The sequence below is a fragment of the Roseburia hominis A2-183 genome, assembly GCF_000225345.1.
GTDB classification, from domain to species: Bacteria; Bacillota; Clostridia; order Lachnospirales; family Lachnospiraceae; genus Roseburia; species Roseburia hominis.
Map to the genome: position 1 here is coordinate 720,818 of NC_015977.1, position 26,234 is coordinate 747,051.

The 26,234-nt window shown below is 48.9% G+C and carries 19 protein-coding genes; 18 read left to right on the forward strand and 1 reads right to left on the reverse strand.

Annotated elements, in window-relative coordinates; translation table 11 throughout:
- The first annotated feature begins 342 nt into the window (after nt 1–342).
- From RHOM_RS03285 to RHOM_RS03365, 18 genes are all read left to right on the forward strand, one after another.
- Nucleotides 343–1,362 carry a LacI family DNA-binding transcriptional regulator gene (locus RHOM_RS03285; RefSeq protein WP_014078832.1) on the forward strand — a complete coding sequence of 340 codons (1,020 nt, stop codon included), beginning with the start codon at nt 343–345 and terminating at the stop codon, nt 1,360–1,362.
- A 70-nt stretch (nt 1,363–1,432) separates the two neighbouring features.
- Nucleotides 1,433–2,854 carry a type 2 periplasmic-binding domain-containing protein gene (locus RHOM_RS03290; protein ID WP_014078833.1) on the forward strand — a complete coding sequence of 474 codons (1,422 nt, stop codon included), beginning with the start codon at nt 1,433–1,435 and terminating at the stop codon, nt 2,852–2,854.
- A gap of 314 nt (nt 2,855–3,168) precedes the next feature.
- Nucleotides 3,169–4,080: a carbohydrate ABC transporter permease gene (locus tag RHOM_RS03295; protein WP_014078834.1), complete on the forward strand. Its 912-nt coding sequence runs from the start codon at nt 3,169–3,171 to the stop codon at nt 4,078–4,080.
- A 5-nt stretch (nt 4,081–4,085) separates the two neighbouring features.
- Nucleotides 4,086–4,943, forward strand: coding sequence for a carbohydrate ABC transporter permease (locus tag RHOM_RS03300; protein WP_014078835.1), 858 nt, complete (start codon nt 4,086–4,088; stop codon nt 4,941–4,943).
- Nucleotides 4,944–5,535: 592 nt separating this feature from the next.
- Nucleotides 5,536–7,215, forward strand: a complete 1,680-nt coding sequence (locus tag RHOM_RS03305) for a putative bifunctional diguanylate cyclase/phosphodiesterase (RefSeq protein WP_014078837.1) — start codon at nt 5,536–5,538, stop codon at nt 7,213–7,215.
- A 114-nt stretch (nt 7,216–7,329) separates the two neighbouring features.
- The gene (locus RHOM_RS18110; RefSeq protein WP_014078838.1) at nt 7,330–7,464 is read left to right on the forward strand and encodes a hypothetical protein; all 135 of its coding nucleotides are present in this window, start codon (nt 7,330–7,332) and stop codon (nt 7,462–7,464) included.
- Between the two features lie 132 nt (nt 7,465–7,596).
- The gene (locus tag RHOM_RS03310) at nt 7,597–11,526 is read left to right on the forward strand and encodes an efflux RND transporter permease subunit (protein ID WP_014078839.1); all 3,930 of its coding nucleotides are present in this window, start codon (nt 7,597–7,599) and stop codon (nt 11,524–11,526) included.
- Nucleotides 11,526–12,155, forward strand: coding sequence for a TetR/AcrR family transcriptional regulator (locus RHOM_RS03315; RefSeq protein WP_014078840.1), 630 nt, complete (start codon nt 11,526–11,528; stop codon nt 12,153–12,155). Before RHOM_RS03310 ends, RHOM_RS03315 begins: the two co-directional genes overlap by 1 nt.
- A gap of 367 nt (nt 12,156–12,522) precedes the next feature.
- Nucleotides 12,523–15,186, forward strand: coding sequence for a valine--tRNA ligase (locus RHOM_RS03320; protein ID WP_014078841.1), 2,664 nt, complete (start codon nt 12,523–12,525; stop codon nt 15,184–15,186).
- Between the two features lie 141 nt (nt 15,187–15,327).
- Complete coding sequence (locus RHOM_RS03325; protein ID WP_014078842.1) at nt 15,328–16,725, forward strand: DUF342 domain-containing protein; 1,398 nt, start codon at nt 15,328–15,330, stop codon at nt 16,723–16,725.
- A 106-nt stretch (nt 16,726–16,831) separates the two neighbouring features.
- Nucleotides 16,832–16,975 (forward strand): hypothetical protein, encoded by a 144-nt coding sequence (locus tag RHOM_RS17660; RefSeq protein WP_044024806.1) that lies wholly within the window; start codon nt 16,832–16,834, stop codon nt 16,973–16,975.
- A 38-nt stretch (nt 16,976–17,013) separates the two neighbouring features.
- The gene (locus RHOM_RS03335; RefSeq protein ID WP_014078844.1) at nt 17,014–18,378 is read left to right on the forward strand and encodes a tetratricopeptide repeat protein; all 1,365 of its coding nucleotides are present in this window, start codon (nt 17,014–17,016) and stop codon (nt 18,376–18,378) included.
- Between the two features lie 177 nt (nt 18,379–18,555).
- Complete coding sequence (locus tag RHOM_RS03340) at nt 18,556–18,906, forward strand: STAS domain-containing protein (protein WP_014078845.1); 351 nt, start codon at nt 18,556–18,558, stop codon at nt 18,904–18,906.
- The gene (spoIIAB, locus tag RHOM_RS03345; protein WP_014078846.1) at nt 18,899–19,333 is read left to right on the forward strand and encodes an anti-sigma F factor; all 435 of its coding nucleotides are present in this window, start codon (nt 18,899–18,901) and stop codon (nt 19,331–19,333) included. The genes RHOM_RS03340 and spoIIAB overlap by 8 nt, the downstream gene beginning before the upstream one ends.
- Before the next feature lie 5 nt (nt 19,334–19,338).
- Nucleotides 19,339–20,082: a SigB/SigF/SigG family RNA polymerase sigma factor gene (locus RHOM_RS03350; RefSeq protein WP_014078847.1), complete on the forward strand. Its 744-nt coding sequence runs from the start codon at nt 19,339–19,341 to the stop codon at nt 20,080–20,082.
- A gap of 140 nt (nt 20,083–20,222) precedes the next feature.
- Nucleotides 20,223–21,698: a methyl-accepting chemotaxis protein gene (locus tag RHOM_RS03355; RefSeq protein ID WP_014078848.1), complete on the forward strand. Its 1,476-nt coding sequence runs from the start codon at nt 20,223–20,225 to the stop codon at nt 21,696–21,698.
- A 43-nt stretch (nt 21,699–21,741) separates the two neighbouring features.
- The gene (locus RHOM_RS03360; protein WP_014078849.1) at nt 21,742–22,755 is read left to right on the forward strand and encodes a hypothetical protein; all 1,014 of its coding nucleotides are present in this window, start codon (nt 21,742–21,744) and stop codon (nt 22,753–22,755) included.
- A gap of 211 nt (nt 22,756–22,966) precedes the next feature.
- Complete coding sequence (locus tag RHOM_RS03365; RefSeq protein WP_014078850.1) at nt 22,967–24,019, forward strand: DUF5692 family protein; 1,053 nt, start codon at nt 22,967–22,969, stop codon at nt 24,017–24,019.
- 176 nt (nt 24,020–24,195) lie between these two features.
- Here the strand turns inward: RHOM_RS03365 and RHOM_RS03370 are convergent, their stop codons facing one another.
- Nucleotides 24,196–26,106, reverse strand: a complete 1,911-nt coding sequence (locus tag RHOM_RS03370) for a BglG family transcription antiterminator (protein WP_014078851.1) — start codon at nt 26,104–26,106, stop codon at nt 24,196–24,198.
- Between the last annotated feature and the right edge of the window lie 128 nt (nt 26,107–26,234).

Here is a 26,234-nt window from a genome sequence, read left to right on the forward strand (position 1 = left end):
CTAAAAGTATAAACTGTAAAAATAAAAAAATCAATTAAAATACTCTTAAATGCAAGGAAAATGGCAGATTGAACAAAAAAGCGGGCAAAATATGGAAGAAAGATACAAAGCCGTTAAAACTGGAAATATAGACATAAAAAGCGAAAACGTGTAAGAATGATAGGGAAAATACAACTTATAATAGAAGCAAAAGAAACAGAACAAGCAAATATGCACAAAAAATCAGCAAAAAAAGTGTTAAACTCGCCGAAATGACAAATATGTATTGCATTTTTGCAAAAGATAGCATATAGTAAAAGTACGAAAACGATTAAGTGATGTTTCGAAAGTGTGGAGGACGCAATGGTATCATTAAAAACGATAGCTGAGAAATGCGGTGTCTCCACTGCAACGGTAAGCAAGGCACTCAACGACCAGAAGGATGTCAGCGAAGAGACGAAGCATCGGATCAAGAAGACAGCAGAAGCACTCGGGTATTTTCCCAATGCGGCAGCGAGAGCACTCAAGACCAACCGTTCCTATAATATAGGAGTCCTCTTTGAGGAAGAGGCGGGCAGCGGTCTTACCCATGAATATTTCTCGGGCGTGCTCAACGGTCTTAAAGTTCAGGCAGAGAAGCAGGGGTACGATATCACATTTATCAATACCTGTTTTGAGAACCGCAAGATGTCCTATTATGAACACTGCAGATACCGGAACTTTGAAGGAGTCGCAATCGTCTGTGCCGATTACAATGATCCGGACGTCCTGGAACTGATGAACAGTGATCTGCCGGTAGTAACGATCGACTATGTACATCATAACTGTACGGCGGTAAGCTCCAACAACATTCAGGGCATAGAAGACCTTGTGAAGTATATTTACCAGCAGGGGCACCGGAAAATTGCATATATCCACGGTCAGGAGAATTCCTATGTTACCAAGGACCGGCTGGCAAGCTTTTACCGGACGATGGATGAACTGGGACTGGAGGTGCCGGATGAATATATCCGGACTGCCGATTATCTTGAGACGAAGGAAGCAGCAAGGCAGACCAGAGAGCTTTTAAATCTCGCTGATGTGCCGACCTGCATCATCTACCCGGATGACACCGCCCTGATCGGCGGAAGGAATGTCATCATTGAGATGGGACTTCGGATTCCGAGAGATATCTCCGTGGCAGGTTACGATGGAACGCGCATCTCACAGCTGCTACATCCCAAACTTACCACAATCCGTCAGAACACAGAGCTGATTGGAAGCGAAGCAGCCAAGCGATTGATTGGCACAATTGAAAAACCGCGAACAACTCTCGTTGAGAGAGTCGTTATAGAAGGAAGCTTAGTACCAGGGCAATCCGTAGGAAAATTTTTGCAGAAATAACAGCGGGGCGCAGGAAAAGGTTTCCCAAACCAATGGCGAAAGCCAGACATCTTAAGGAGGAGGGTTTTCTATGAAGAAGAAAATCATTAGCGCACTCTTATGTGCATCCATGGTAGCATCCATGGCAGCAGGATGTGGATCATCCGACACAGCAGACACGACGACAACAGACAACACAGCATCAACTCCTGCAACAGAGGCAGCACCTGCAGCAGATGCAGGCACAGAGGCAGCTACAGATGCAACAGCATCCGATGAAGGCAAAGTCCTCAACATCTACTGCTGGAATGAGGAGTTTAAGTCCAGACTGGAAGATCATTATCCGGGCTACACCATCGTAGACGGAACCACAGGAACCATCGGTGATGTAACCGTAAAATGGAACATCACACCGAACGATGACAACGCATACCAGAATAACCTGGATGCTACCTTATTAAAGCAGGCAGATGCAGCAGCTGATGACAAGATCGATCTGTTCCTTGTAGAGGCTGATTACGCATTGAAATATGTAGATACCGATTACACGATGGCTGTGAAGGATCTCGGCATCACAGATGCAGATCTGGCAGATCAGTATCAGTACACCAAGGATATCGTTACCGATTCCAACGGCGTATTAAAGGGTGTATCGTGGCAGGGCTGCCCGGGCGTATTATTCTACAACCGCGAAGCAGCAAAGGAAGTTCTCGGATCTGATGATCCTGCAGATGTACAGGAATATGTAAAAGACTGGGATACTTTCAATGACACAGCAGCAAAATTAAAAGATGCCGGTTACAAGATCACATCTTCCGCAAACGATTCTTACCGTGTATACTCTAACAACGTATCTTCCAAGTGGGTTACAGACGGCAAGATCACGATCGATGACAACATCATGAAATGGGTTGACGATTCCAAGGAGCTTGTAGATGCAGGCGAGACCAGCACAGCAGAGCTTTGGAGCGATGACTGGAAGAAAGGCTTCTATCCGGAAGGAAAGGTATTCTGCTACTTTGGACCGGCCTGGTTAGTAAACTTCTCCATGGCAGCTGAGGACGAAGGCAGTATCGCAAACCTCGGCGGATGGGGCGCAACACAGGGACCGCAGGGATTCTTCTGGGGTGGTACATGGATCTGTGCAGCAAACGGAACAGATAACCCAAGCCTTGTAAAAGATATCATGCTTCAGATGACAACCAACGCTGATATCATGAAGGATATCGTTGTTGCAGATGATGACTTTGTAAACAACAAGACCACAATGGAAGCTATGGCAGAAGACACCAGCTACTCCAGCAAGGTATTAGGCGGACAGAATCCGTTAGCTATGTACTGCGCAGGTGTTGACGGTCTTGACTTAAGCAACCTTTCCGCATATGACCAGGGCTGCAACGAGGAGTTCCAGAACGCAATGAAGAACTACTTCGAGGGCAACGCAACGAAGGATGAGGCACTGGATCTGTTCTACAAGGCAGTAGAGGAGAAATATCCGGAACTGACACACTAATCGTGGAACTGTAATCTCAGCAACTGAGAGAATGAGCATCACTAGCTGACGCATCGATGGATGCCAGAAAAAGATGCGAAGGATAGAATGACAGGAGCCACGCCTGCCGGCCATCAGGAAGGCGGGTGTGGCTCATTCTATGTCAAAATACAGGTAATCTGTGTAGAAATGCAGAGCTGACAGCAGGTCTGCAAAAAAAAGGAAGGGCTGCTGTGAGCTCTGTATACAAAGGATAGGGGTTCCGATGGATCTCCGGGAGCGGAAGACCAGCCGGAACGCGTATCCGGCAATTATAAAAGAAGGGGGCAAATGCTATGAAAAAGAAGTCAAAAGCCGTTCGGTATAATAAATGGGGCTATATCTTTTTACTTCCATTTATTATCGTGTATGTGATTTTTCAGTTGATTCCGATGGTAACAACCATTTACAACAGTTTCTTTGAGAATTATCTGTCGGGCCTGACACAGATCGGACCGAATTTTGTCGGACTTGCAAACTATAAAAAGCTGTTTTCAGACGGTGACATCTGGGTTTATGCCAAGAATACCATGGTGATGTGGATTATGTGTTTTATTCCGCAGATCTTCCTGTCACTGCTTTTGGGCGCATGGTTCTCGGATGTGAGCCTGAAATTAAAAGGACAGCGGTTCTTTAAGACAGTGATGTATCTGCCGAACCTGATTATGGCATCTGCATTTGCCATGTTGTTCTTCACATTGTTTTCTGACAGCGGTCCTATCAACTCACTGCTCATGCAGATTGGCTTTATCGATACACCTTACAAATTCCTTTCCAATGTTGGAAGCACAAGAGGACTGGTTGCATTCATGAATTGCCTGATGTGGTTCGGCAATACGACAATCCTTCTCATGGCAGGAATGATGGGAATTGATACCTCCCTCTTTGAGGCTGCCGAGGTAGACGGGGCGACTTCCATGCAGGTATTTTTCAAGATTACACTGCCGCTGCTGCGCCCGATCCTTGTATATGTACTTGTAACTTCCTTGATCGGTGGTCTCCAGCTGTTCGATGTGCCGCAGATTTTGACAAACGGAACCGGAGATCCGATGCGTTCCTCCATGACGCTGATTATGTTCTTGAATAAGCATCTGTACAGTAAGAACTATGGTATGGCGGGTGCGTTGTCAGTTGTATTGTTCTTCATCACCGGTGTATTAAGTCTTGTAGTATTTAAGATTACCGGCAATGACAAGAGAAAGGGGTGAGCTGTATGGAAACAAGAGAAGTACATAAAGGAATGAATATTCATACAAGAAGAGCCATTGCATATGTGGTATTGACGATTATTTCGTTTTTCTGTCTGTTCTGGTTCTACATCCTGTTTGTGAATGCAACGAGATCAAACGGACAGCTGCAGTCCGGATTCACACTGGCACCGAGCTCGCATCTTCTGGAGAACTGGAAGAATCTGCTCGCGGGAACACTTCCGGTATGGAACGGTATGTTAAACAGTATTATCGTAGCAGGCTTAAGCGCACTGGTTTCGGTCTACTTTTCAACCATGACGGCTTACGCGATTCATGCATATGATTTCGGACTGAAAAAGTTCATCTATCCGTTCATCCTGATGATCATGATGATCCCGACACAGGTAACGGCACTTGGATTCGTACAGCTGGTTGGAAAGATGCATCTGGAGGATTCCTTTATTCCTCTGATTGTGCCGACGATCGCAGCACCGGTTACATTTTTCTACATGAAACAGTACATGGAAAGCGCTCTGCCGCTGTCCCTCATCGAGGCGGCGCGTATCGACGGCTCCGGCGAGTTCCATACCTTTAATCAGATCGTACTTCCGCTGATGAAACCGGCGATTGCGGTTCAGGCGATCTTCACATTCGTAAGCAGCTGGAACAATTACTTTACACCGGCATTGATTTTACACGATGACAAGAAGAAAACCCTCCCAATCCTGATCGCGCAGCTTCGTGCGGCAGACTGGCTGAAGTTCGATATGGGGCAGGTGTACGTCATGATCGCGTTCTCCATATTCCCGGTTATCGTTGTATATCTGATCCTCTCCAAACACATTGTGCAGGGTGTTGCCCTCGGAAGTGTGAAGGGTTAAAAAATGTGGCTGTCACACGGAACGATGGCATTGTGATAAGCTGCAACTGTTAAAAGACGGGAAGGCTCAAGTTCCGGATGAACCCGGGCGTGAACATTCGTTGGAGCAAAATACGTGAAATTCTTTTCTGCCGTGTTTTTCATCTCATTCTGTGTCTTTGCCACGTTTTGACAATCCACAGGAGGTGTCCGACAAGCTGCAGACAATGAGCGAACTTCCTAGCGTGCCACAAGGCACACACGAAAGTTCTAAAATTGTCTGCGGCTTGCGAACATCTCCTCGTGGAGTGTTCAAAACTTGGAAAGACACGGATCATCGCAGATGGCAAACACGGCAGAATTAGAAATTCCGTATTTTGCGCTCCGAATGTCCACGCTCCGGGTTTGATCTGGAACGTTGTCCTTTCCGATTTTTTCAGTGTAATATATGACATAGCCGTCCGTTCGCGTGACAGCCTTATTTTGTGGAGACATCGTCAACATCCCGGTATCTGTTGTGCAGATATTCTGCCCTGTGATTGACTTTTTTCAGAAAATTATGTAGTATGGAGTAAGACTAAAGTACGATAGATGCGGGATCTGGGGGTGCTAAGATGAAGGCGGAAGTGGCGCATTTTACGACGGAACAAATGGTTGATATGGTAGGGCTTTTAAGCCCTTGTATGGATGATTACTTGTATGTGTGTGATTTTAAGGAAGATTATTACCAGATTTCACCGAATGCGGTGAAGCGTTTTTGTCTGCCGGCAGATCATTTTCACAATGTAGTGGAAATGCACAGACAGGTTGTATATCCGGATGATCTTGATTTGCTGCTGGTAGAGCTGGAGCTTCTCTCCACGGGCAGGAAAGTATTCCACAATCTGCACTATCGCTGGATGGGGAAGAATCATGAAACGATCTGGATCAACTGCAGGGGCAGAGTATTGAGCGATCCGGAGGATGGATCACCCAGATACCTTGTGGGCTGCATCAATGAGATCGGGGCAAAACAGAAGGCGGACAATGTCAGCGGCCTGTTGGGAGAATATAGTCTGAAGATTTTTTATGAGAGCCGCAGTCCAAAGCTGCCACAGGGATTTTTGCTCAGAATCGGCATCGATGATTTCAAGAACATCAACGAGAGCCACGGCAACGAATACGGAGATTATATTTTAAGAAGAACGGCACAGTGTATTGAGGAAAATATAGGCCCGGAACAGAGCCTGTTCCATATTGTGGCGGATGAGTTCGCAGTTGTGGATTTTTCCGGCGGCAGTGTGCAGCAGGCCGAAGATCTTTTCCATGAGATCAAGAAATCCATCTACGCATTTATTGAGCAGAACCAGTACAAAGCGGTGTATACGGTGTCCGGAGGTATCGTGAAGAACGGCGATGTGGACAATTCCTTTGAAAATGCCATGAAGCTTTCGGAGTTTGCACTCAGCGAGGCGAAGGAGCGCGGAAAAAACAGCTGCTATGTATTTGAGGAGGAGGAATACGAAGATTATCTGAAAAGCCGCACACTGCTGCGGCAGCTGCATCATGCGGTAAATAATGGATTTGAGGGATTTGAGGCATATTTCCAGCCGTTGGTAAATGCTGCAAACGGTGAACTGACCGGGGCGGAGACGCTGCTCCGCTTCCATTCACCGGAGGGTGGGATGGTATCGCCCGGCGAATTTATCCCGATTCTCGAAGAATCCGGTCTGATTATTCCGGTCGGCAGGTGGGTGCTGCGCCAGGCGCTGGATGCATGCAGGGAATGGCAGAAGATTCTTCCGGAGTTCAAGGTGAATGTTAACCTGTCCTATGTGCAGGTGTTAAAGAGCCGTGTTCTCACGGATGTGCGCAGGATTGTTGATGAGTTCGGAGTCAAGCCGTCGAGTGTCTGCATCGAGCTGACAGAGAGCGGTTATCTGGAGGAGAATGAGCGCTTTGACAAAGTCTGGAACGGACTCAAAGAATACGGTGTATTGCTGGCACTGGATGATTTTGGCACAGGATATTCCAACCTGCGTTGTTTAAGCGATTTAAAGCCTGCATATATTAAGATTGACCGGTCGTTCACATTAAAAGCGCTGAACCGTGAATATGAGTACCGGCTTTTAAATCATATCGTGGAGATGTCCCACAGCCTGGGGCTTCACGTATGCGTTGAGGGAATCGAGACAGAGGGCGAACTTACAAAGGCAAAACAGACAGAGCCGGATTATATACAGGGGTTTCTGTTCGGAAAACCTTGCAGCAGGGCGGAATTCACACAGAAGTTCTTCACAAAACAGGCCGGATAAAGGACTTTTCATGCGGGTGTAAATATGCTATACTTGCATCAGGAGTGAGATTATGCCGGAAGAGGTGCGGCGGGATGTGCGGCATCTGCTGACAGAAAGACGAGGAGAAGGAGAATGACAGAGACGGGTTTTTTGATCTTTATGGGGATCTTATTGCTGCTGGTTGTAATTGTGGTCGTGGTTGTGGTGGCTTCTTCGGTAGCCGGAACAGCGGCGGCAATTGCGGATGACGACGATGAGGAAGAATAAGTATCGTAAGACAGCAGAATAGACAAACGCAGATATGCTGCGGAGAATCGAAAGATTCTCGCGCAGCATAAAAAATGTCAAAAGCCGACCGACTGGTCGGACGGAATACAAAGTCAAAGAGAGGATACAGATGTGATTTCAAAATTTAGTGTAAAAAGACCGTACACTGTCATTGTGGGTGTAATCCTGGTGATCGTTCTGGGAGTGGTGTCATTTACCAGAATGACGACTGATCTGCTGCCGGATATGAACCTGCCCTATGCGCTGGTAATTACAACGGATGTGGGCGCGAGCCCGGAGGAGGTTGAGACGGATGTGACGGCACCGGTTGAAGCCTCCATGGCGACGACATCCAGCATCAAAAACGTGAGCTCCGTATCGTACGACAACTATTCCATGGTTATTCTGGAATACGAGCAGAGCGCCAACATGGATTCCATTCTGATTGAGATCCAGCAGAAGCTGGACCAGCTGGAGGGAAGTTTTTCAGACAGCGTCGGAAAGCCGATGATTATGCAGATCGACCCGGATATGATGCCGGTCATGGTGGCGTCGGCGGATGTGGAAGGCATGGATGAGTCAGAGGTGTCTTCCTATGTGGAAAATGAATTTTCACCGGCACTCGAGAGCGTGGAGGGTGTGGCTTCGGTAAGCGCTACCGGCGTGCTTGAGGAATCCGTGCAGGTGACCATGGATCAGGACAAAATCGATGCTCTGAATGATAAGATTCAGGAAAAGATCGAGGAACAGTTTGCAGATGCGCAGAAGGAACTGGATGATGCATCCGCAGAGCTGGAAAATGGCGAGAAAAAGCTGGAGAGTGGCAAGAGCGAACTGGCAAACCAGGTCAGTGCCGCAGCCAATCAGATTGAAAATGGAAAGATTCAGGCGTATGTCGGCGCATCAGAATTAAAGACGAATATGACCATGATGACTGAGGCAAAAAAGATCATGGAGAAGGCAATTCCGGCACTGCAGCAGCTTTATAATGATGGAATTGCAGCCAGACAGCAGCTGGAAGCGCTGAAGAATATGCTGACACCGGAACAGCAGGAGGCGATTGCGGCAGGCAGCGCACAGATCGAGCAGCAGGCAAATGCACAGCTTGCAACAATCAATGAATCGATCGCCGCATGGGGACAGCAGCTGGAGAGCCTTGGCATCAAAGTACAGACACTCGATGATCTGCCCTATGCAATCGCAGATATGACGCAGAAGCTTGCCGAGATCAATACGGGAATTGCGACCATGCAGGAGGCGCAAAAACAGGTGGACGCAGGTAAAATTGCGCTGGATGAAGCCTCCGCGCAGCTGACGAAGAACCAGATTGAGGGAATCCTGCAGCTGAGCGAGGCGACAGCGCAGCTTGCCGATGCAAAGAATCAGCTGGCGCAGGGACAGAGCCAGCTGGATGCGGCAAAGGATAGCGCAAAGGAATCTGCGGATCTGGATCAGATTCTCACGGTCGACATGCTCGGTAACCTGCTCGCGGCACAGAATTTTTCCATGCCGGCAGGCTATGTCGGGGAAGGCGAGAACCGCTACATGGTGCGTGTGGGCGATAAGCTGGATTCCGTGGACGAATTAAAGCAGGTGGTTTTGATTGATCTTGGTCTGGACGGAATCGGGCCAGTCTGCCTTAGCGATGTGGCGGCAGTGGAACTGGTGAACAACGCCGGTGAGTCTTATTCCAAGGTAAACGGAAACCCCGCAATCATGCTTTCCATTGAAAAGCAGACCGGGTACTCGACCGGGGATGTGACAAAGCGGATCCAGCAGAAATTAAAGGCGATGGAGGCAGATAATCCCGCACTTCACACGGCGATCTTGATGAATCAGGGAATTTATATCGATATCATTGTGCAGTCGGTATTGGAAAATATGATCGTGGGCGCGCTGCTGTCCGTCATCGTGCTGATTCTGTTTTTAAAAGACATCCGGCCGACGCTCGTGATTGCATGCTCCATCCCGCTCAGTGTTATTTTTGCGGTGGTGTTGATGTATTTTTCAAATATTTCCTTAAACATTATCTCGTTGTCGGGACTGGCGCTTGGCATCGGTATGCTTGTGGATAACTCTATCGTGGTCATTGAGAACATCTATCGCCTGCGGAGCGAGGGATATTCCATCAAAAAGGCGGCGGTTGAGGGAGCCGGCGGCGTGACCGGAGCCATTATTGCATCGACCTTAACGACGGTGTGTGTGTTCGTTCCGATTGTGTTCACAGAGGGAATCACGAGGCAGCTGTTTGTGGACATCGCACTCACAATTACGTTTACATTGACAGCCAGCCTCATCGTGGCGCTGACGTTCGTGCCGATGATGGCGGCGGGACTACTTAAAAATCCCAAAGAGGTGCGGCACGCCTTCTTTGAAAAAGTGCAGCAGGGATATGCGAAGCTTTTGGAACTGGCACTCAGGTTCAAACCGGTCGTGTTCATCGGTGTGACTGTCCTGCTTGTGACGAGTGCGCTTGCCGCGTATTCCAGAGGATTTTCCTTTATGGATATGAATATGGAAACCGATCAGTTGACCGTGACAGTGGCGGCGAAGGAGGACGAAAAACTGACGTTTGAGGAACTCTGCGAGCGCGCGGATGAGGTGACGGAGAAGATTGCGGGCATTGACGGCGTGGAGACGATCGGAGCGATCGCCGGAGGAGACAGCGCCCTGATGTCCATGGGCGGCAGCAGTGACAGTGTGACGATGTATCTGCTTCTGGATGAGAATTCCTCCGTCACGGCGGGAGAGATCACGGCGCAGATTGCGGAGCTGACCAAAGATATGGACTGTCAGGTTGACACGGACAATTCGGCGTCGGATATGAGTTCCTTCCTCGGAAGCGGTATTACGGTGCAGATCAAGGGAAGTGACCTTGGCACCCTCCAGGAACTGGCAGGGAAAGTGGCCGGTGTGGTGGAAGCACAGGAAGGAACGGTGGATGTGGATGACGGGCTGGATAATACGACGCAGTCCTACACGATTCATGTCGACAAGGAAAAGGCAGCGGAATACGGCATGACAACAGCGCAGGTATTCCAGCTGGTCTATGCAAAATTGGCGTCCCAGACCGCGGTGACGGCGATCTCTGCCGGCGTGCAGGATTACGAGGTGTATGTAAGGAGCGAGGAGCAGGCGAATGTGACGCTCGACGATATTAAGAACCTCACGTTTTCCTACGAGGATAAGATGGCGCAGTTAAGCAGTACGGGTAGCAACGGGGAGAAAGAGACGGACGAAAAACTGTCGGAGGATACCAAGGATACAGGGGATGCCAAGGATATCGAAGACACAGAAGATACCGGGGATACCGGGGATACGGTAAAGGAGATTCCACTTACCGAGATTGCGACGTTTGAGGCTGGCAGCAGCTTAAACGCAGTGTCCAGGGATTCCCAGACGCGCTATATCAGCGTCACAGCAGGTGTGGATGACACACACAACGTCACGCTTGTCGCAAACGCACTGATGAAAGAACTGAATAAAATAGATCTGCCGGAAGGATACTCAATTGAGATGACGGGTGAGGATGAGATGATAGCAGATGCCATGCAGCAGTTGTACCTGATGCTGATTCTGGCGGTCGTATTTATCTATCTGATCATGGTGGCACAGTTCCAGTCATTCCTGTCTCCGTTCATCATCATGTTCACGATTCCGCTGGCGTTTACCGGAGGTCTGTTTGCCCTGTTTTTCACCGGAAATGAGATCAGTGTTGTCGCAATGATCGGATTCGTCATGCTTGCAGGAATTATCGTCAACAACGGTATCGTTATGGTGGATTACATCAACCAGCTCCGCAGGGGCGGCATGACGAAAAAAGAGGCGATCTTAAATTCAGCAAAGACGCGTCTGCGCCCGATCTTAATGACAGCGCTCACGACGATCCTGTCGATGTCCACGATGGCGCTCGGACTCGGTGACGGTTCGGAAATGATGCAGCCGATGGCAATTGTGACCGAGGGAGGCCTGATTTACGGTACGCTTCTGACCCTGTTTGTGGTTCCGTGTATCTATGACGCGTTCAACAGGGAGAAAAATATGGTGGAGGAAGAATTATAATGAATGGGAGATATGAAAACGGGGCACTGCCGGAGAAAGTGCGGCTGCTGTACGAGGCGGTGCTTGCCATGGTAACCGACGGCTGGGATATCAACCGCATGAAGGTGTCGGACATCACGGCGCAGGCGGGGATCGGCAAAGGAACAGCGTACGAGTATTTTTCCTCCAAGGAGGAGATCATTGCGAATGCGGTCCTCTACGATGTGGAGATGCGGCTTGCGCACGTACTGGAAATCACCAAAGGTGAGGGAGATTTTGCAGGAAAATTTGTACAGATTCTTACTTATATGGAAGAGGTGTTCGCGAAGCGACAGGCGTTCTGTCTTCTGGTACGGATCGGAACTGGTTCGTATGAGGTCTCTGAGTCCATGCGCAGGGAATGTGAAAAGAGACAGCAGGCTCTGGGCTGCCATCTGGCGGATAGGATTGTGGAGTCCCTGATGTGCCAGGGCGTGTCGGAAGGCACGATCGGGGAGACGAATCCGTACTTGCAGAAGCTGGCGTTCGTGGCGCAGATGACAGCGTTTGCAGGATACCTGGTCGATCTGGAAAAAGGAGAGAAGATGGCGGTAAGCAGGGAAGAGGCGAAGCGCTTTGTCTATGAGGCGCTGGTGAAGAGTCTGAACTAAAAATTTCTTGACAAAACGGGACGCTGCACGTATCATTAACAGTATGTAAAAGGTAGAGAGAAAGAGGAGTACATGCAGACTCGCCGCAGAGAGAGAGACCCATCGGCTGCAAGGTTTCTTGGAAGGAGATGCGTGGAAGGTAGCTTTTGAACCGGAACACCCAGAAAGCGGTACAGAAGATGTACGGCAGCAAGTGTTCACGCCCGGTTCCCGTTAACGAACCGCTGGTTAGAGAGCATCTGACCGGAGCGAAGACCGGCTGTATACAGCTGGTGAACAAAGGTGGTACCGCGATAAGTCGCCCTTTGTATCCTTACGGATACAAAGGGCGTTTTTATGTAATTAGGAAAGAAAAGGAGAGAGGACAATGTGCCAGAATTGCAGCAAAGAACTTGCCAAGACATATGATCCGAAGGGGATCGAGGGAAGACTTTACAAAAAATGGGAGGACAACGGCTATTTCCATGCGGAAGTTGACCGTAGCAAGAAACCGTTTACCATCGTGATGCCTCCGCCAAATATTACCGGACAGCTTCATATGGGACATGCGCTCGACAACACCATGCAGGATATTTTGATCCGTTACAAGAGAATGCAGGGGTACAATGCACTGTGGCAGCCGGGAACCGACCACGCCTCCATTGCGACTGAGGTAAAGGTTATTGAGAACCTGAAAAAGCAGGGAATTGACAAGCACGATCTGGGACGCGAAGGGTTTCTCGAGAAATGCTATGAGTGGAAGGACGAGTACGGCAGCCGCATCATCAACCAGTTAAAGAAGATGGGTTCCTCCGCAGACTGGCAGAGAGAGCGTTTTACCATGGACAAGGGCTGCTCTGACGCAGTGCTTGAGGTATTTGTGAAGTTATATGAAAAAGGACTGATCTACAAGGGCTCCCGCATTGTCAACTGGTGCCCGGTCTGCAAGACCTCCATTTCCGATGCCGAGGTAGAGCATGAGGAGCAGGACGGATTTTTCTGGCACATCAACTATCCGGTAGTCGGCGAGGAAGGCAGATTCGTTGAGATCGCAACAACCAGACCGGAGACGCTGTTCGGTGATACCGCAGTCGCTGTCAATCCGGACGATGAGCGCTACAAGGACATCGTTGGAAAAATGTTAAAGCTTCCGATGACAGACCGTGAGATTCCGGTCATCGCAGACCCATATGTCGACAAGGAGTTCGGAACCGGCTGCGTGAAGATCACACCGGCACATGACCCGAACGACTTTGAGGTTGGAAAGCGCCACAACTTAGAGGAGATCACCGTCATTAACGACGATGCGACGATGAACCATTTCGCAGGAAAATACGAGGGGATGGACCGCTACGAGTGCAGAAAGGCACTGGTGGACGACTTGAAGGAGCAGGGACTTCTGGTAAAGGTGGAGCCGCACTCTCATAATGTAGGAACACACGACCGCTGCGGTACGACGGTAGAGCCGATGGTGAAGCAGCAGTGGTTTGTAAAGATGGATGAGCTGATCAAACCGGCAGTGGAGGCAGTGAAGAACGGAGATATCCAGCTGCTGCCGAAGCGCATGGAGAAGACCTATTTTAACTGGACGGACAACATCCGCGACTGGTGCATCTCCAGACAGCTCTGGTGGGGACACCGCATTCCGGCTTACTACTGTCCGGACTGTGGTGAGATGGTTGTGGCAAAGAGTGCGCCCCAGAAGTGCCCGAAGTGCGGATGCGGCCACATGGAGCAGGATCCGGATACGCTCGACACCTGGTTCTCCTCCGCACTGTGGCCGTTCTCGACACTGGGCTGGCCCAAGAAGACCGAGGATCTGGACTACTTCTTCCCGACCGATGTGCTGGTAACAGGTTACGACATTATTTTCTTCTGGGTCATCCGCATGATCTTCTCGGGTTACGAGCAGATGGGAAAAGCGCCGTTCCACACGGTACTGTTCCACGGACTGGTGCGCGATTCCCAGGGACGCAAGATGAGCAAATCGCTCGGCAATGGTATCGATCCGCTTGAGGTCATCGACAAGTACGGCGCAGATGCGCTCCGTCTGACGTTAATTACCGGAAATGCACCGGGCAACGACATGCGTTTCTACTGGGAGAGAGTCGAGTCATCCAGAAACTTTGCCAACAAAGTCTGGAATGCATCCCGTTTTATCATGATGAATCTGGAGGGGGCTGCGATAACCGAGCCGTCCGCGGATGAGTTACAGCCGGCGGACAAGTGGATTCTCTCAAAGGTGAATACACTTGCCAAGGACGTGACCGAGAACATGGACAAGTACGAGATGGGAATCGCAGTGCAGAAGGTTTACGACTTCATCTGGGATGAGTTCTGTGACTGGTACATTGAGATTACCAAGACGCGCACCTACAACAAAGAGCAGGATCCGGTTTCAGCAAATGCGGCGTTCTGGACATTAAAGACGGTGCTCACAGAGGCGTTAAAGCTGCTGCATCCGTTTATGCCGTTTATCACGGAGGAGATTTTCTGCACACTGCATCCCAAAGAGGAGACGATCATGCTGGCAAAATGGCCGGAGTACCGCGCAGACTGGAATTTCCCGGCAGAGGAAGAGATGTTAGAGCACTGCAAGGATCTGGTAAAAGGTGTCCGCAACGTGCGTACGGAGATGGATGTGCCGCCTTCAAGAAAAGCAAAGATTTTCATTGTGGCAGACGATGCCGCACTGCGTGAGACATTTGAGAAGACAAGAGAGGCATATCAGAATCTGGCAGGCGCAAGCGATGTGAGTGTACAGGCAGACAAGAACGGAATCGAGGATGATGCGGTATCTGTCGTAATTCCGGGAGCAACACTGTATCTGCCGCTTGAGGATCTGGTCGATTTTGAGAAGGAGAAGGAACGCCTCTTAAAAGAAAAAGAGCGTCTGACCAAAGAACTCGCCCGTTCCAGAGGAATGCTTTCCAATGAAAAATTCTTAAGCAAGGCTCCGGAGGCAAAGGTTCAGGAGGAAAAAGAGAAACTCGCAGGGTACGAGCAGATGATGGCACAGGTCGAGGAACGGCTCGCACAGATGAACCGCTAGAAAAGAGTTAGAGAAACCCTGCGTATTGTACCGGAAACGCAAAAAGATGTACTTGAAAAAGTACCATCGGACTAGTATGATAGAATGTAGATGGATTGACAGTAGCAGGTGGGATTTACACAGATTGGGGAGCGGCAGACTATGGCGGAACTTACACAACAGAAACCTATTATACGCATAACATTTGATGAGATGGAGGCCTATATGCTGCTCCCGGAGCCGGAACAGGGAACAGGGTATACGGACTCCCAGATCCGGCAGGAGATGGCAGCGAGAGGAATCACCACAGGCATAGATGAGCAGCGGATTTCCGATATGCTGGAGGGGCATACATACAATGCAGAGCTTCTGGTCGCGCAGGGGAAGAAGCCGGTGGATGGAACGGACGGTTACTACGAATACAAGTTCGACACGAACTTTGACGGCAAGCCGAAGCTTCTGCCGGACGGTTCTGTGGATTACTGGTCGGTACATTCGATCGAGTCTGTGACTGCCGGTCAGGTGATTGCCGTGTATCACCCTGCTGTGTCTGGCGAGGATGGAATGTCGGTCAAGGGCAGGCTGGTGCCTGCCAAGCACGGAAGAGAACAGATGCCGTTAAAGGGCAAAGGTTTCGATCGTATGGACGATGAGGTAACTTATACGGCTTCCATGGACGGTAAGATCGAGATGCAGAATGACCGGATTGTGGTTCTTCCGGTACATGAAGTCTCGGGGAATGCAGAGCTAGCAGAGGGTAATATCGACTTCCGCGGAGATATTGTCATTCACGGGAATGTGGAGAGCGGCGTCAACATCCGGGCAACCGGATCAATCACGATCGACGGTGTCGCCGAAGCGTGCATGCTGGAAGCCGGCAAGGACATCATCCTAAGAGGCGGTATGCTCGGCGGCAACAAGGCGTCTGTGAAGACGAAGGGCGCGATTACTGCGAAGTTTTTTGAGTTCACGAACATTCTGTGTGAGGGTGATCTGCAGGCGGATGTGCTGATGGATTGTTCGGTGATCTGCCATGGGCAGATACGTCTGACCGGAAGAAAGGGCAGTATTATCGGCGGTAAGGTACAGGCGATCCGCGGACTGATTGCAACCTCGCTTGGCAATGATGCCGAGAAGCGCACCGAGATCTTTGTCGGTGCCGGAATTGATGTGTACAGCCGCCTGCGTGTCATGGAGAAGAAGATCGAGATGACGAGGGAGGAACTGGCGAAGATCGAGGAAGGATTGGAGAAGTTCGAGATTCTCTCCAAGGAGCGTGGCGTCAGCTACACGAACGATCCGCGCCGGACGTCGCTGCTTCGGATTAAGATCAAGGATTCTGCAATGCTTGCCAGCGACGAGGAGGAAGTGCGGAAGCTCCGTATTCTTGCAGAGAGTTCAAAAGGGGCTTGTGTCTCGGTGCTCCAGGAGATTTATCCCGGTGTGGTCATCAATATGGACGAGTTGAAGCTTGCCTTGAAAAATATGGCAACCGGAGTGGAATTTTACAAATTACCGGACAAGATCGGAACAAGACCGTGCAGCGCCGGTGTCGAATAGCAGAAGTTTCTGCGTCAAAAATAGCTTGATTATTAGCACCACTATATTATAATGAGAAAGTGAATAATATAGTGGTGTTTTTATATTGATGACAGAGGTGATAACAGTGATCAATTTTGAAGAAGAATTAAAGAATTTTAAGCCGAGCCTGGAAGTGGAAGAGGCGGAGCAGGCTATCTATAATCATGAACTCACGGATATGACGGACGTATTGCAGGAGATCCTGCAGGATATGAAGCGCGGCATGTAGAAGCAGGCAGGGTCAGGATTGATAAAGTGAGGTTTTCCATGGAATGTTATAATTGCGGGGCGAAGCTGGGCAAGGGCGATATCTGCCAGAACTGCGGAGCCAATGTTAAAATATACAAAAAGATCATTATGGCGTCCAATGCCTACTATAATGATGCGTTAGAGAAGGCGGCAGTGCGGGACCTGTCCGGCGCGATAGAGAGTCTTAGGACCAGCCTTCGTTTTTATAAGATGAATATCGATGCGCGCAACCTGCTCGGACTGGTCTACTTCGAGACGGGCGAGGTGGTCGAAGCGTTGACGGAGTGGGTCATCAGCAAGAATTACCAGCCGAGGGACAACGCCGCAAGCCGGTATTTAAATGAGATCCAGAACAATCCGTCAAGGCTGGATACGATCAACCAGACGATCAAAAAATACAACCAGGCGCTGCTGTACTGCAGACAGGACAGCCGGGATCTGGCGATCATCCAGCTCAAGAAAGTGCTGTCCTTAAATCCGAAGCTGGTAAGCGGTCATCAGTTGCTGGCGCTCCTCTACATTCAGGAGAAGAAGTACGACCTTGCCAAGAAGTCGCTTCGGAATGCGGGAAAAATTGACGCCAACAACACCACGACGCTGCGCTATTTAAAAGAAGTCAACGCCGGATTGCGTGAGAATAACCCGAAAAAGCAGAAGAACGAGGATCTGATCTCCTATCAGAGCGGCAATGAGACCATCATCCAGCCGCGCTATCTCAAGGACAATTCCGCAATCGGAACGATCATCAATATGGTGATCGGAATTGCAATCGGTGCGGCGATCACCTGCTTTCTGATTGTGCCGGGAGTGCGCAGGGAGATCCAGAATCAGGCGAAAGCGGAGGTTCTTGACGCCAACAATGCCGTGGCATCCAAGAATCAGAGCATCAGTTCCTTAGAAGCGCAGATTGAAGATCTCACATCACAGATCACGGATGCGAAGAACGAGGAGGAGAGCAGCGCCGGAAAGGTCAACACTTACGAGCAGCTTCTGCAGGCGTATGTGGCGTACACCGACGGTGACATCGAGAAGGCGGGGACGGCACTCGGCAACGTCAATACCGATTATCTTTCGGATGACTCCATGACTGTGTACGATACGATCAATGCACAGGTAAACGCGGAGTATATCAGCGCCGTATATAAGGAAGCAACAGATGCTTACAATGCGCAGGAGTTTACACAGGCAATCGAGGATTACCTCAAGGTGATCGAACTCGATGAAACCTACGACAACGGCAATGCGCTGTACTACCTTGCGCAGTCTTACCGCAGGAATGACGACATGGACAATGCCAAGACCTATTATCAGAAGTTTGCGGATCTGTATCCGGGAACCGAGCGCGCTGCCAATGCACAGAGGTATCTGAACACCGAAGAATAAGCGGGGACAGGAAGAAGCAGGGTACTGCGCAAACAGACACAACAGTGATAAGACAAAAGAATTATGATACAAAAGACGTCGAACGGAGCAGTCCGTACCGGCGTCTTTTTTGTTTCATAGGAAACTTTGTTCCTATTATACAAAAATGCCATAAAGAAAAGAAAGGGAGGAAAAAGGATGGAAAGATATTGCGAACAGGAAAAAAACTGCCTGCGGGTGTATGTCCCGAGGGAACTCGATCATCATGAGGCAGACCGCCTGAAACAGGAGGCGGATTTCTTTATTGAGACCGGTCAGGTGAAGACGCTCGTGTTTGATTTTGCGGGAACGGAGTTCATGGACAGCTCCGGAATCGGGGTGATTATCGGGCGGAGCCGGAAGATGGGATATTTTGGCGGTGAGGTGTATGCGGAACATTTAAGCGGCAGAATCCTTAAGATTTTTAAGGTGTCCGGACTTCACACGCTGATACGGACAAGCGTACCTAAGCAGCAGAAAGAGCGGGAAGGGGAGAATCACAATGCATAGTAAGAATGAAGTGGAATTAAGTTTTGATGCGCGTTCCGTCAATGAGGGATTTGCCAGAATGGCGGTGGCTGCGTTTATCACAGAGCTGAATCCGACGATGGATGAACTCTCGGATGTCAAGACGGCCGTGTCGGAGGCGGTGACCAATGCAATCATTCACGGGTATGACAATCCGGGGGAAAAGGTACATATGACATGCAGGATCATGGGACGGGAAGTGGAGATCATCGTCTGTGATACGGGCAGGGGGATTGAGGATGTGGCGCGGGCAATGGAACCGTTCTACACCACAAAGCCGGAACTGGAGCGCTCCGGGATGGGATTTGCGTTCATGGAAGCGTTTATGGATGAAGTTCAGGTTCAGTCTGCGCCCGGAAAAGGAACCAGCGTGCGCATGAAAAAATACATTGGCGTGCAGGAAGGCTGAACGTTATGGAGCTTTGGACGGAACAGATCAGACAGGCTCACGCGGGGGACAAGGACGCAAGGAACCGGCTGGTGGCAGAAAACTTGGGACTGGTGCACGCGGTGACGAGGCGTTTTGAACACAGAGGACATGACAGGGAGGAACTGTTCCAGATCGGCTGCATCGGGCTGATGAAGGCTATCGACAAATTTGACGTATCGCTGCAGCTTGCCTTTTCCACCTACGCGGTACCGATGATTACCGGGGAGATCAGGCGTTTTCTGCGGGATGACGGTATGGTAAAAGTCAGCAGAACCTTAAAGGAGAACGGCTATAAAATCCGCAGGGCGGGAGAAATGCTTACCAGGGAACTGGGGAGAGAGCCGACGATGGAGGAACTGGCGGAAGCCGCCGGGCTGGAGCACGAGGAGATCGTGCTGGCACTTGAGGCAAACCGGGAGGTGGCGTCCATTTATCAGCCGGTCTATGAGCGCGACGGGGAGGAGCTGCTGCTGATCGATCAGATGGAGGGAAGCGGAGGGCAGAGCGCGGAGCGGGAGGAGCCGGAGAAGGAAGCGGTCCTAAACCACATTCTGGTGGAACAGCTGTTGGAGACCGTCGGCGAGCGTGAGCGCCGTCTGCTGCAACTCAGATACTACGAGGGAAAGACACAGTGCGAGGTGGCAGAACTGCTGTCGATGAGTCAGGTGCAGGTAAGCCGCCTGGAAAAAAAGCTGCTGCTGCAGCTGCGTGAGCGCGTCCGCATGTGACAGAAAAGAAAGTTGGATTTGTCCAATTTTCAAAAAATGTTAAAAATTGGACGAGTTTTTATTACAAATATTGCGACAGGGCGAAAAAAATGATACTTTAGAGTAAAAGAATGGTGTCAAGGTGTACGGAGGAATGACAAATGGACAAAAGAACGTTATCTGATATGGCGCGCTGCAACCGGACGGCTATGATCTGCCATCTGGTGGAGGCGTCGATGATTACAATTACGTTTATCGCACAGCTTCTGGTGGGCAGCAGGGGACTGCTGTACTCTCTGCTGGTTGTTGTGCTGGCGATGGGACCGCCTCTGATGGAGCTTTTTTTCTGGAGCAGGGACAAGGAAAGCCCGGCGATCAAGCACCTGGTGGCGCAGGGATTCGCTGTGATGTACACGGTCATTTTGTTTACGACGACCAACAACATGCTGTTTTTGTATGTATTTCCGATGATTGTTGTGATTTCCGTATACAATGACAAGGCGTATGCCCTCAAGGTCAATATCGGGGTTGTGATAGAGAATCTTCTGGTTGTGATTCTTGGAGCGACAACCGGCAGATTCGGTTTCCGTGATATGAGTTCCGGCGTGATCCAGATTCTGGCGGTACTTTTGTTCTGCGCGTATTCCTATATCGCAGCGGCGACTTCCGAGACGAACAGCAGGGAGAAGCTGCAGCAGGTAAAGGATGCGCAGGGCGAGACCGAAAAGGTTCTCGGGGATGTCTCCCGGAATGCGGATGTGATGAGACGCGGAATCAATGAGATCCATGCAAAAGTGGAGCAGCTGCAGTCGGCATCGGAGACGACCAAGGACGCGATGGGACAGGTAACCATCGGCGCGACGGACACGGCGGAGGCAGTGCAGAGACAGCTGGCACAGACGGAGACAATCGGAGAGAAAGTAGGGCTTGTCAGTACGGTTGCATCGGATATTACCGAGCGCATGGAAAAGACGCTTTCTGTGCTGGAAAAGGGAAAAGCGGATATGGATACCCTGGTGGGAGAGGTTGAAGTATCTGTGCGAAACAGTGCCAATGCCGCGGATAAGCTCGAGACGCTGAATCAGTATATCAGTGAGATGAATACAATTGTAGAACTTATCAACGGTGTGACTTCCCAGACCAGCCTGCTGGCGTTAAATGCAAGTATTGAGGCGGCACGCGCAGGAGAGGCAGGAAAAGGGTTTGCGGTCGTGGCATCCGAGATCTCGGAGCTTGCAACCCAGACCAAGAGCGCAACGACCAACATCACACAGCTGATCGGCAATGTGTCCGGTTCTATCACGGAGGTTGTGACAGTCATCCGTGAGATGATTGACGGAATCAATGAGGAAAAGGAAATGTCCGGAAATGCGTCGGCAAGCTTTGGTACGATTGAGGAACATACCTATGCGATCCGCGATAATGTGGCGAGACTGACGGAGAGCGTTTCACAGCTTGAGGCGGCAAATCAGGAGATTGCTGATTCCGTGCAGACGATCTCGGCAGTGTCGGAGGAGGTATCGGCACATGCGAACGAGACGCTTGCGGCGGAGCAAGAAAATATGCAGCATCTTTTAACGATCGCCGGACGCTCACAGGAGCTGATCGCGCTGACACAGACGGAGGAGCAGCAGTAACACACGGAGACGTATTCTGGTTTGATACGGGGGGAAAATGAGTATGAAACTGACAGTTAATGCGGCAGGTTTTAACAACAGTGTCCATATGGGAACAAAGGATGGACAGAGCGTACGGACAGTAAAAAACGCAGCGTTCGGCGGCGCGACAAAGCTCGGGGAAGATCCAGTGGCAAAGCGCAGGGAGGAAGCGAGACGGCAGGCGTGGAAGGTTGTGGAAAATGCGTGGAAAAATGACCGGTCGGTAGATGACACCATACAGAGCCACCGGGACAGCTACGCGGAGCTGGAGAACCGCAAAAAGGGAGCACTGGCTGCAATCGATAAGACGAACCGGCAGAAGGAAACATTGCGGGAGCAGTGCGGCGTGGACGCGGATTCCCAGGAGCAGCAGGATCTGCTCCTTCTGGAAAAAGAACAGGATTATAAGAACGGCGTTCTGGATGAAGGGCTGACGGACGAAGAATACGACAGACTGGCGGAGATCCACAAAAAGCCGCTGACTGAGTATCAGAAGCAGGCGCTGGAGCTGAACAATTATGCGGCGGATCACAAGAGGGAGATCCGGAGAGCTGATTACGGTATGACTGCGGAGAAACAGAACGTCTCCCGTATCAAGCTGGAGCGCTTGAAGACGCATGCGATGGTTGACGCGCAGGGAGCTGCGGATGACATCATGGATGCGGCAAACGACGAGATTATCGGAATGCTTGTGCAGGAGGTAAAAGACCAGCAGGATGAGAAGATGGACGAGGCGAAGGAAAAAGCCGACGAAGCCATGAAGGAGAGGGAAAAGCGCGAGGAAAAGCTGGATGAGATGAAGCTGGAGCGCGCGATTGAGCGCGCGATGATCGAGGGAACCGATGAAGCAGTGGAAGAGGCGGAGCGCATCAAGCGCCAGAATGACAGCCCGGACATTCAGATGACGGACATGGTGGATCTGGCGGACAGCGCAGATCTGAAGAAGAGTGTGGATCAGAACCTGGGCGACATCAAGAGCAGCATGAAAGTGCTTGAAGCGGATCTGAAGGGAATCAAGGTGGATGAGAAGGCGTAAGATAGCATGAACCGGCAGAAAATGCGTGCCGGCAGGGGATAACAGGCAATTCTGAACAGTGGTCATACCAGATTTTGTTAATAATTGTAAAAATACTTGTAATTTTCTAAAAAAAGTATTAAAATTCATTTGTGGACTGGTCATACCAGATACCTGGCATGACGGTTCGAGGGAGTATCATATTTTTAATAAGACAAAGGAGGAAAAAGTTATGTTATTCCAGATTAACAGCATGTGGCAGCTCCTGGGATGGGTTCTCGTATTTGCAGGACTTGTAATCTTAAATGAGATTGAGCGCCGCACAAAACTTGGCGGTTATGGTATTTTCGTAGGAGTTCTTGCAATTCTTACTGTATACTTTATCGCTATTCAGATCAGCGCCGCAAATGGTGGCTGGGGTGCAACCAATGATACCTATGTATATATGGGTGGCTGGTTCCATTATGCAAAGTTATATGCAGCAGCATTTGGATGCATCGGTTTCATGTTCTTAAAGTACAAGCAGTGGATCGGTAAGACCAATTGGTTCAAGGTTTGGCCGTTTGTAATCGTTGCAATCAACATCATGATTGCAGTTGCTTCTGATTTTGAGTCCGCAATCAAAGGCGCACAGGCAGTCAATGGCTGGTGGTATTCCATCGAGGATGTATGGCTGAACGGTGGCTGGTGGAACTGGGTTAATGGTATCGCAGGTATCCTCAACATCTTCTGTATGACAGGCTGGTGGGGAATTTATGCATCCAAGGACAAGAATCATCAGGATATGTTATGGCCGGATATGACGGTATGGTTTATCGTGGCATATGATCTTTGGAACTTTACCTATACATACAATAACCTGCCGACGCATTCCTGGTATTGCGGTCTGGCTCTGCTTCTTGCACCGACATTCGCAAATGCACTTTGGAACAAGGGTGGCTGGATTCAGAACCGTGCCAATACGCTGGCAACCTGGTGTATGTTCGCACAGGTGGTTCCGATGTTCCAGATCAAGGGACGTTTCTCTGTACTTCCGGTACTCTACTCTAACGTAGAGGGCTTTGAGTCTCTGGATGCGTTCTCCTTAACGACAATGGATCTGACCAGCGTAGCACCGAACACCAAGGTACAGGGATTCATGGCAATCATTGCATTGGTTGCAAATGTCATCTGCTTAAGCGTAATCATCAAGCGCGCAATCGAGCAGAAGAAGAATCCTTACAAGAACGAGATCTTTGCAGATACCAAGGATTTCAAGGTTGCAATCGCACGTGCTGAGAAATAAAACACAGATCAGAAATGAAAACTCCGTCCCGGAAGGGACGGAGTTTGATAAGAACATAAAATAAAGTGTGTAAGTTGTTGGTGTTAACAAAACTTACACACTTTATTTTTTTGACTGAGAAATATATGTTTGGCAGTCTGTTTATTTCCAGATTAGAGGACAGATAAAAATTAGGATCAGGAGGTCAGTATGTCAATAAAATTATGAAAATCTGATGCGTGGATAAGCTTTTCTACGGTAGTGCTGTTCTCAAAATGCTCCAGTAAATTAGAATAGACATATTTAAAATCCATACGCTGCTGATGGTTGACGCCGATCATCATAATAATTTGAACATCAAAGGTTCCCCAGCGAAGAGGTTTTTCGTTAACGATTACAAATCCAATATTTTTTTGGGTAGAGCAGACGATGGAATGTGGGATTGCCACTTTGTTGTCAAAACTGGTGGGGGTAACAGCCTCCCGTTCCAGAACAGAGTCAGTAAAAGCTTCCGGAGCAATACCCAGAGCAACCAGTTTTTCTGCCATATAGCGTATCATATCTTCCACAGAATTTTCGTAATGATTTTTTTCAAATAATTGCGGATCCATAAAACTAATTAGTTTATCGTGGAATATTCTGCGTTTTTTTTCAGCCAGAAGTTCGTTACAGGCAGATTGTATTTTTTTAAAATCATGCTCTGTAATAATTGTATTTGTTTGTATGACTCTGAGATTGGCCTGTGGCAGAACCTGATTCGTGGCATCAATAATCAAATCATAGTAAGCAGGATTAACGTCATCCAGAGTGTTAGTAACCTCCGCAATTTTGCATTTTCCGGATAATTTTTGAGTAATGGATTCCAGAGAATGCTTATTGTAATAGTTATAATAATTATTTACTACCAGAACTGCCTTTATTTCGGGATGTTCATCCATTTTTTTCCCAAGAACAGCACCTACATGAAGAGATATAAAAGTTATCTCATCTTTATTTAACTCATAACCAAAAGTAGTTTTAATTTCTTGTGCAATAAAAACGGCGATTTCGTAAATTAACGGATTCTGAATAAAAATCTCATCTGACAAGGGAGTCCGGATGGAAACATTGTGCCTGCATCGAAATAGTGCATTGGAGAGATGGACAGTGAAAAAATTAATAAAATCCGTGTCATATAAATCAATATAGTAAATGGTTTTTACCTGTTTTATAATTTCATTGACAAACTGAATAAGTGCGCTGTCCACAATCCGGGGCAGGTCAATGACATTATTGATGTTGATTGCACTTGTTTTTGTCATGATAATGAATGCCAGCTGCTGCAGTTCATTTTCGTTAAACTGTATGGGGCATAAGCGCGAGATCTGGTCAAAGATCCGGCTGGCGGCACGATATTCGGCAGTGTGAATTGTCACGCTGTCGTAAAGTGGCTTTTCTAATAGACATTCCCTGATTTTGATACGGGTCATATTGATAATGACATGAATAATAATGCTTTTGAAAGCGTAATCGGAGGCATAAAGGTTTTCGGTCTGCAAGGCTTCATGGACAATTGCCCGCAAAGAATCTGGAGAAATATTCAAAAGCTTACAGAATGACTCTAAAGTCAGATCTATGGTAGAATCCAGATTCGAGGTAAGATAATGGGAAAAGAGAGCTCGTTTATGATGTTCTTCACCGACAATATCGATTGTTCCGTTTTGGCGGTGAATACTCAGATTGAAAAGGGCGAGTTTCTTTTTTACCCGGATCATATCTTTTTCAATGGTGGAATAGCTGATGTAAATAGAGTCAGCCAGATCGTATAAATCAAGGCCGGATTTGGCCAGTATTAGCTTTTCAATAATGTAATTAATACGCTCCTCCGGAGTGGCGAATGCAAATAAAGCCTGCGATTTGTTACCAGGGCTGTCAGGCTCATCGTTCTTTATTCCGATCCAGAGATAGCCGTTTTCATTTGCGGTAATTTGTTCACCGGCGTTTCTGAGTTCCTTGATATAGTTACGGACGGAACGGTCGGAAACAGAAAGCAAAGAGCTCAATTGCCGTGACGAAAGCGGTGTATCTGATTGTTTTAAAACTGTAAGCAGCTTTTGAAGGTTATTCATTATTATAATCTGCCTTTCTGTGAAAGGTGCCAATATATTATAAAACCAGCAGCTTTTTGTATTTTATAAATTTAATCTTATTTATTATAATATAAGAGATTATCTATATCAATCCATTCCTTTCCTAG

What these genes read in the sequence shown, in the direction of transcription:
- RHOM_RS03285 (WP_014078832.1), top strand. Translation starts at nt 343, where the DNA reads ATGGTATCATTAAAAACGATAGCTGAGAAATGCGGTGTCTCCACTGCA.
- RHOM_RS03290 (WP_014078833.1), top strand. Translation starts at nt 1,433, where the DNA reads ATGAAGAAGAAAATCATTAGCGCACTCTTATGTGCATCCATGGTAGCA.
- RHOM_RS03295 (WP_014078834.1), top strand. Translation starts at nt 3,169, where the DNA reads ATGAAAAAGAAGTCAAAAGCCGTTCGGTATAATAAATGGGGCTATATC.
- RHOM_RS03300 (WP_014078835.1), top strand. Translation starts at nt 4,086, where the DNA reads ATGGAAACAAGAGAAGTACATAAAGGAATGAATATTCATACAAGAAGA.
- RHOM_RS03305 (WP_014078837.1), top strand. Translation starts at nt 5,536, where the DNA reads ATGAAGGCGGAAGTGGCGCATTTTACGACGGAACAAATGGTTGATATG.
- RHOM_RS18110 (WP_014078838.1), top strand. Translation starts at nt 7,330, where the DNA reads ATGACAGAGACGGGTTTTTTGATCTTTATGGGGATCTTATTGCTGCTG.
- RHOM_RS03315 (WP_014078840.1), top strand. Translation starts at nt 11,526, where the DNA reads ATGAATGGGAGATATGAAAACGGGGCACTGCCGGAGAAAGTGCGGCTG.
- RHOM_RS03320 (WP_014078841.1), top strand. Translation starts at nt 12,523, where the DNA reads ATGTGCCAGAATTGCAGCAAAGAACTTGCCAAGACATATGATCCGAAG.
- RHOM_RS03325 (WP_014078842.1), top strand. Translation starts at nt 15,328, where the DNA reads ATGGCGGAACTTACACAACAGAAACCTATTATACGCATAACATTTGAT.
- RHOM_RS03335 (WP_014078844.1), top strand. Translation starts at nt 17,014, where the DNA reads ATGGAATGTTATAATTGCGGGGCGAAGCTGGGCAAGGGCGATATCTGC.
- RHOM_RS03340 (WP_014078845.1), top strand. Translation starts at nt 18,556, where the DNA reads ATGGAAAGATATTGCGAACAGGAAAAAAACTGCCTGCGGGTGTATGTC.
- spoIIAB (WP_014078846.1), top strand. Translation starts at nt 18,899, where the DNA reads ATGCATAGTAAGAATGAAGTGGAATTAAGTTTTGATGCGCGTTCCGTC.
- RHOM_RS03350 (WP_014078847.1), top strand. Translation starts at nt 19,339, where the DNA reads ATGGAGCTTTGGACGGAACAGATCAGACAGGCTCACGCGGGGGACAAG.
- RHOM_RS03355 (WP_014078848.1), top strand. Translation starts at nt 20,223, where the DNA reads ATGGACAAAAGAACGTTATCTGATATGGCGCGCTGCAACCGGACGGCT.
- RHOM_RS03360 (WP_014078849.1), top strand. Translation starts at nt 21,742, where the DNA reads ATGAAACTGACAGTTAATGCGGCAGGTTTTAACAACAGTGTCCATATG.
- RHOM_RS03365 (WP_014078850.1), top strand. Translation starts at nt 22,967, where the DNA reads ATGTTATTCCAGATTAACAGCATGTGGCAGCTCCTGGGATGGGTTCTC.
- RHOM_RS03370 (WP_014078851.1), bottom strand. Translation starts at nt 26,106, where the DNA reads ATGAATAACCTTCAAAAGCTGCTTACAGTTTTAAAACAATCAGATACA.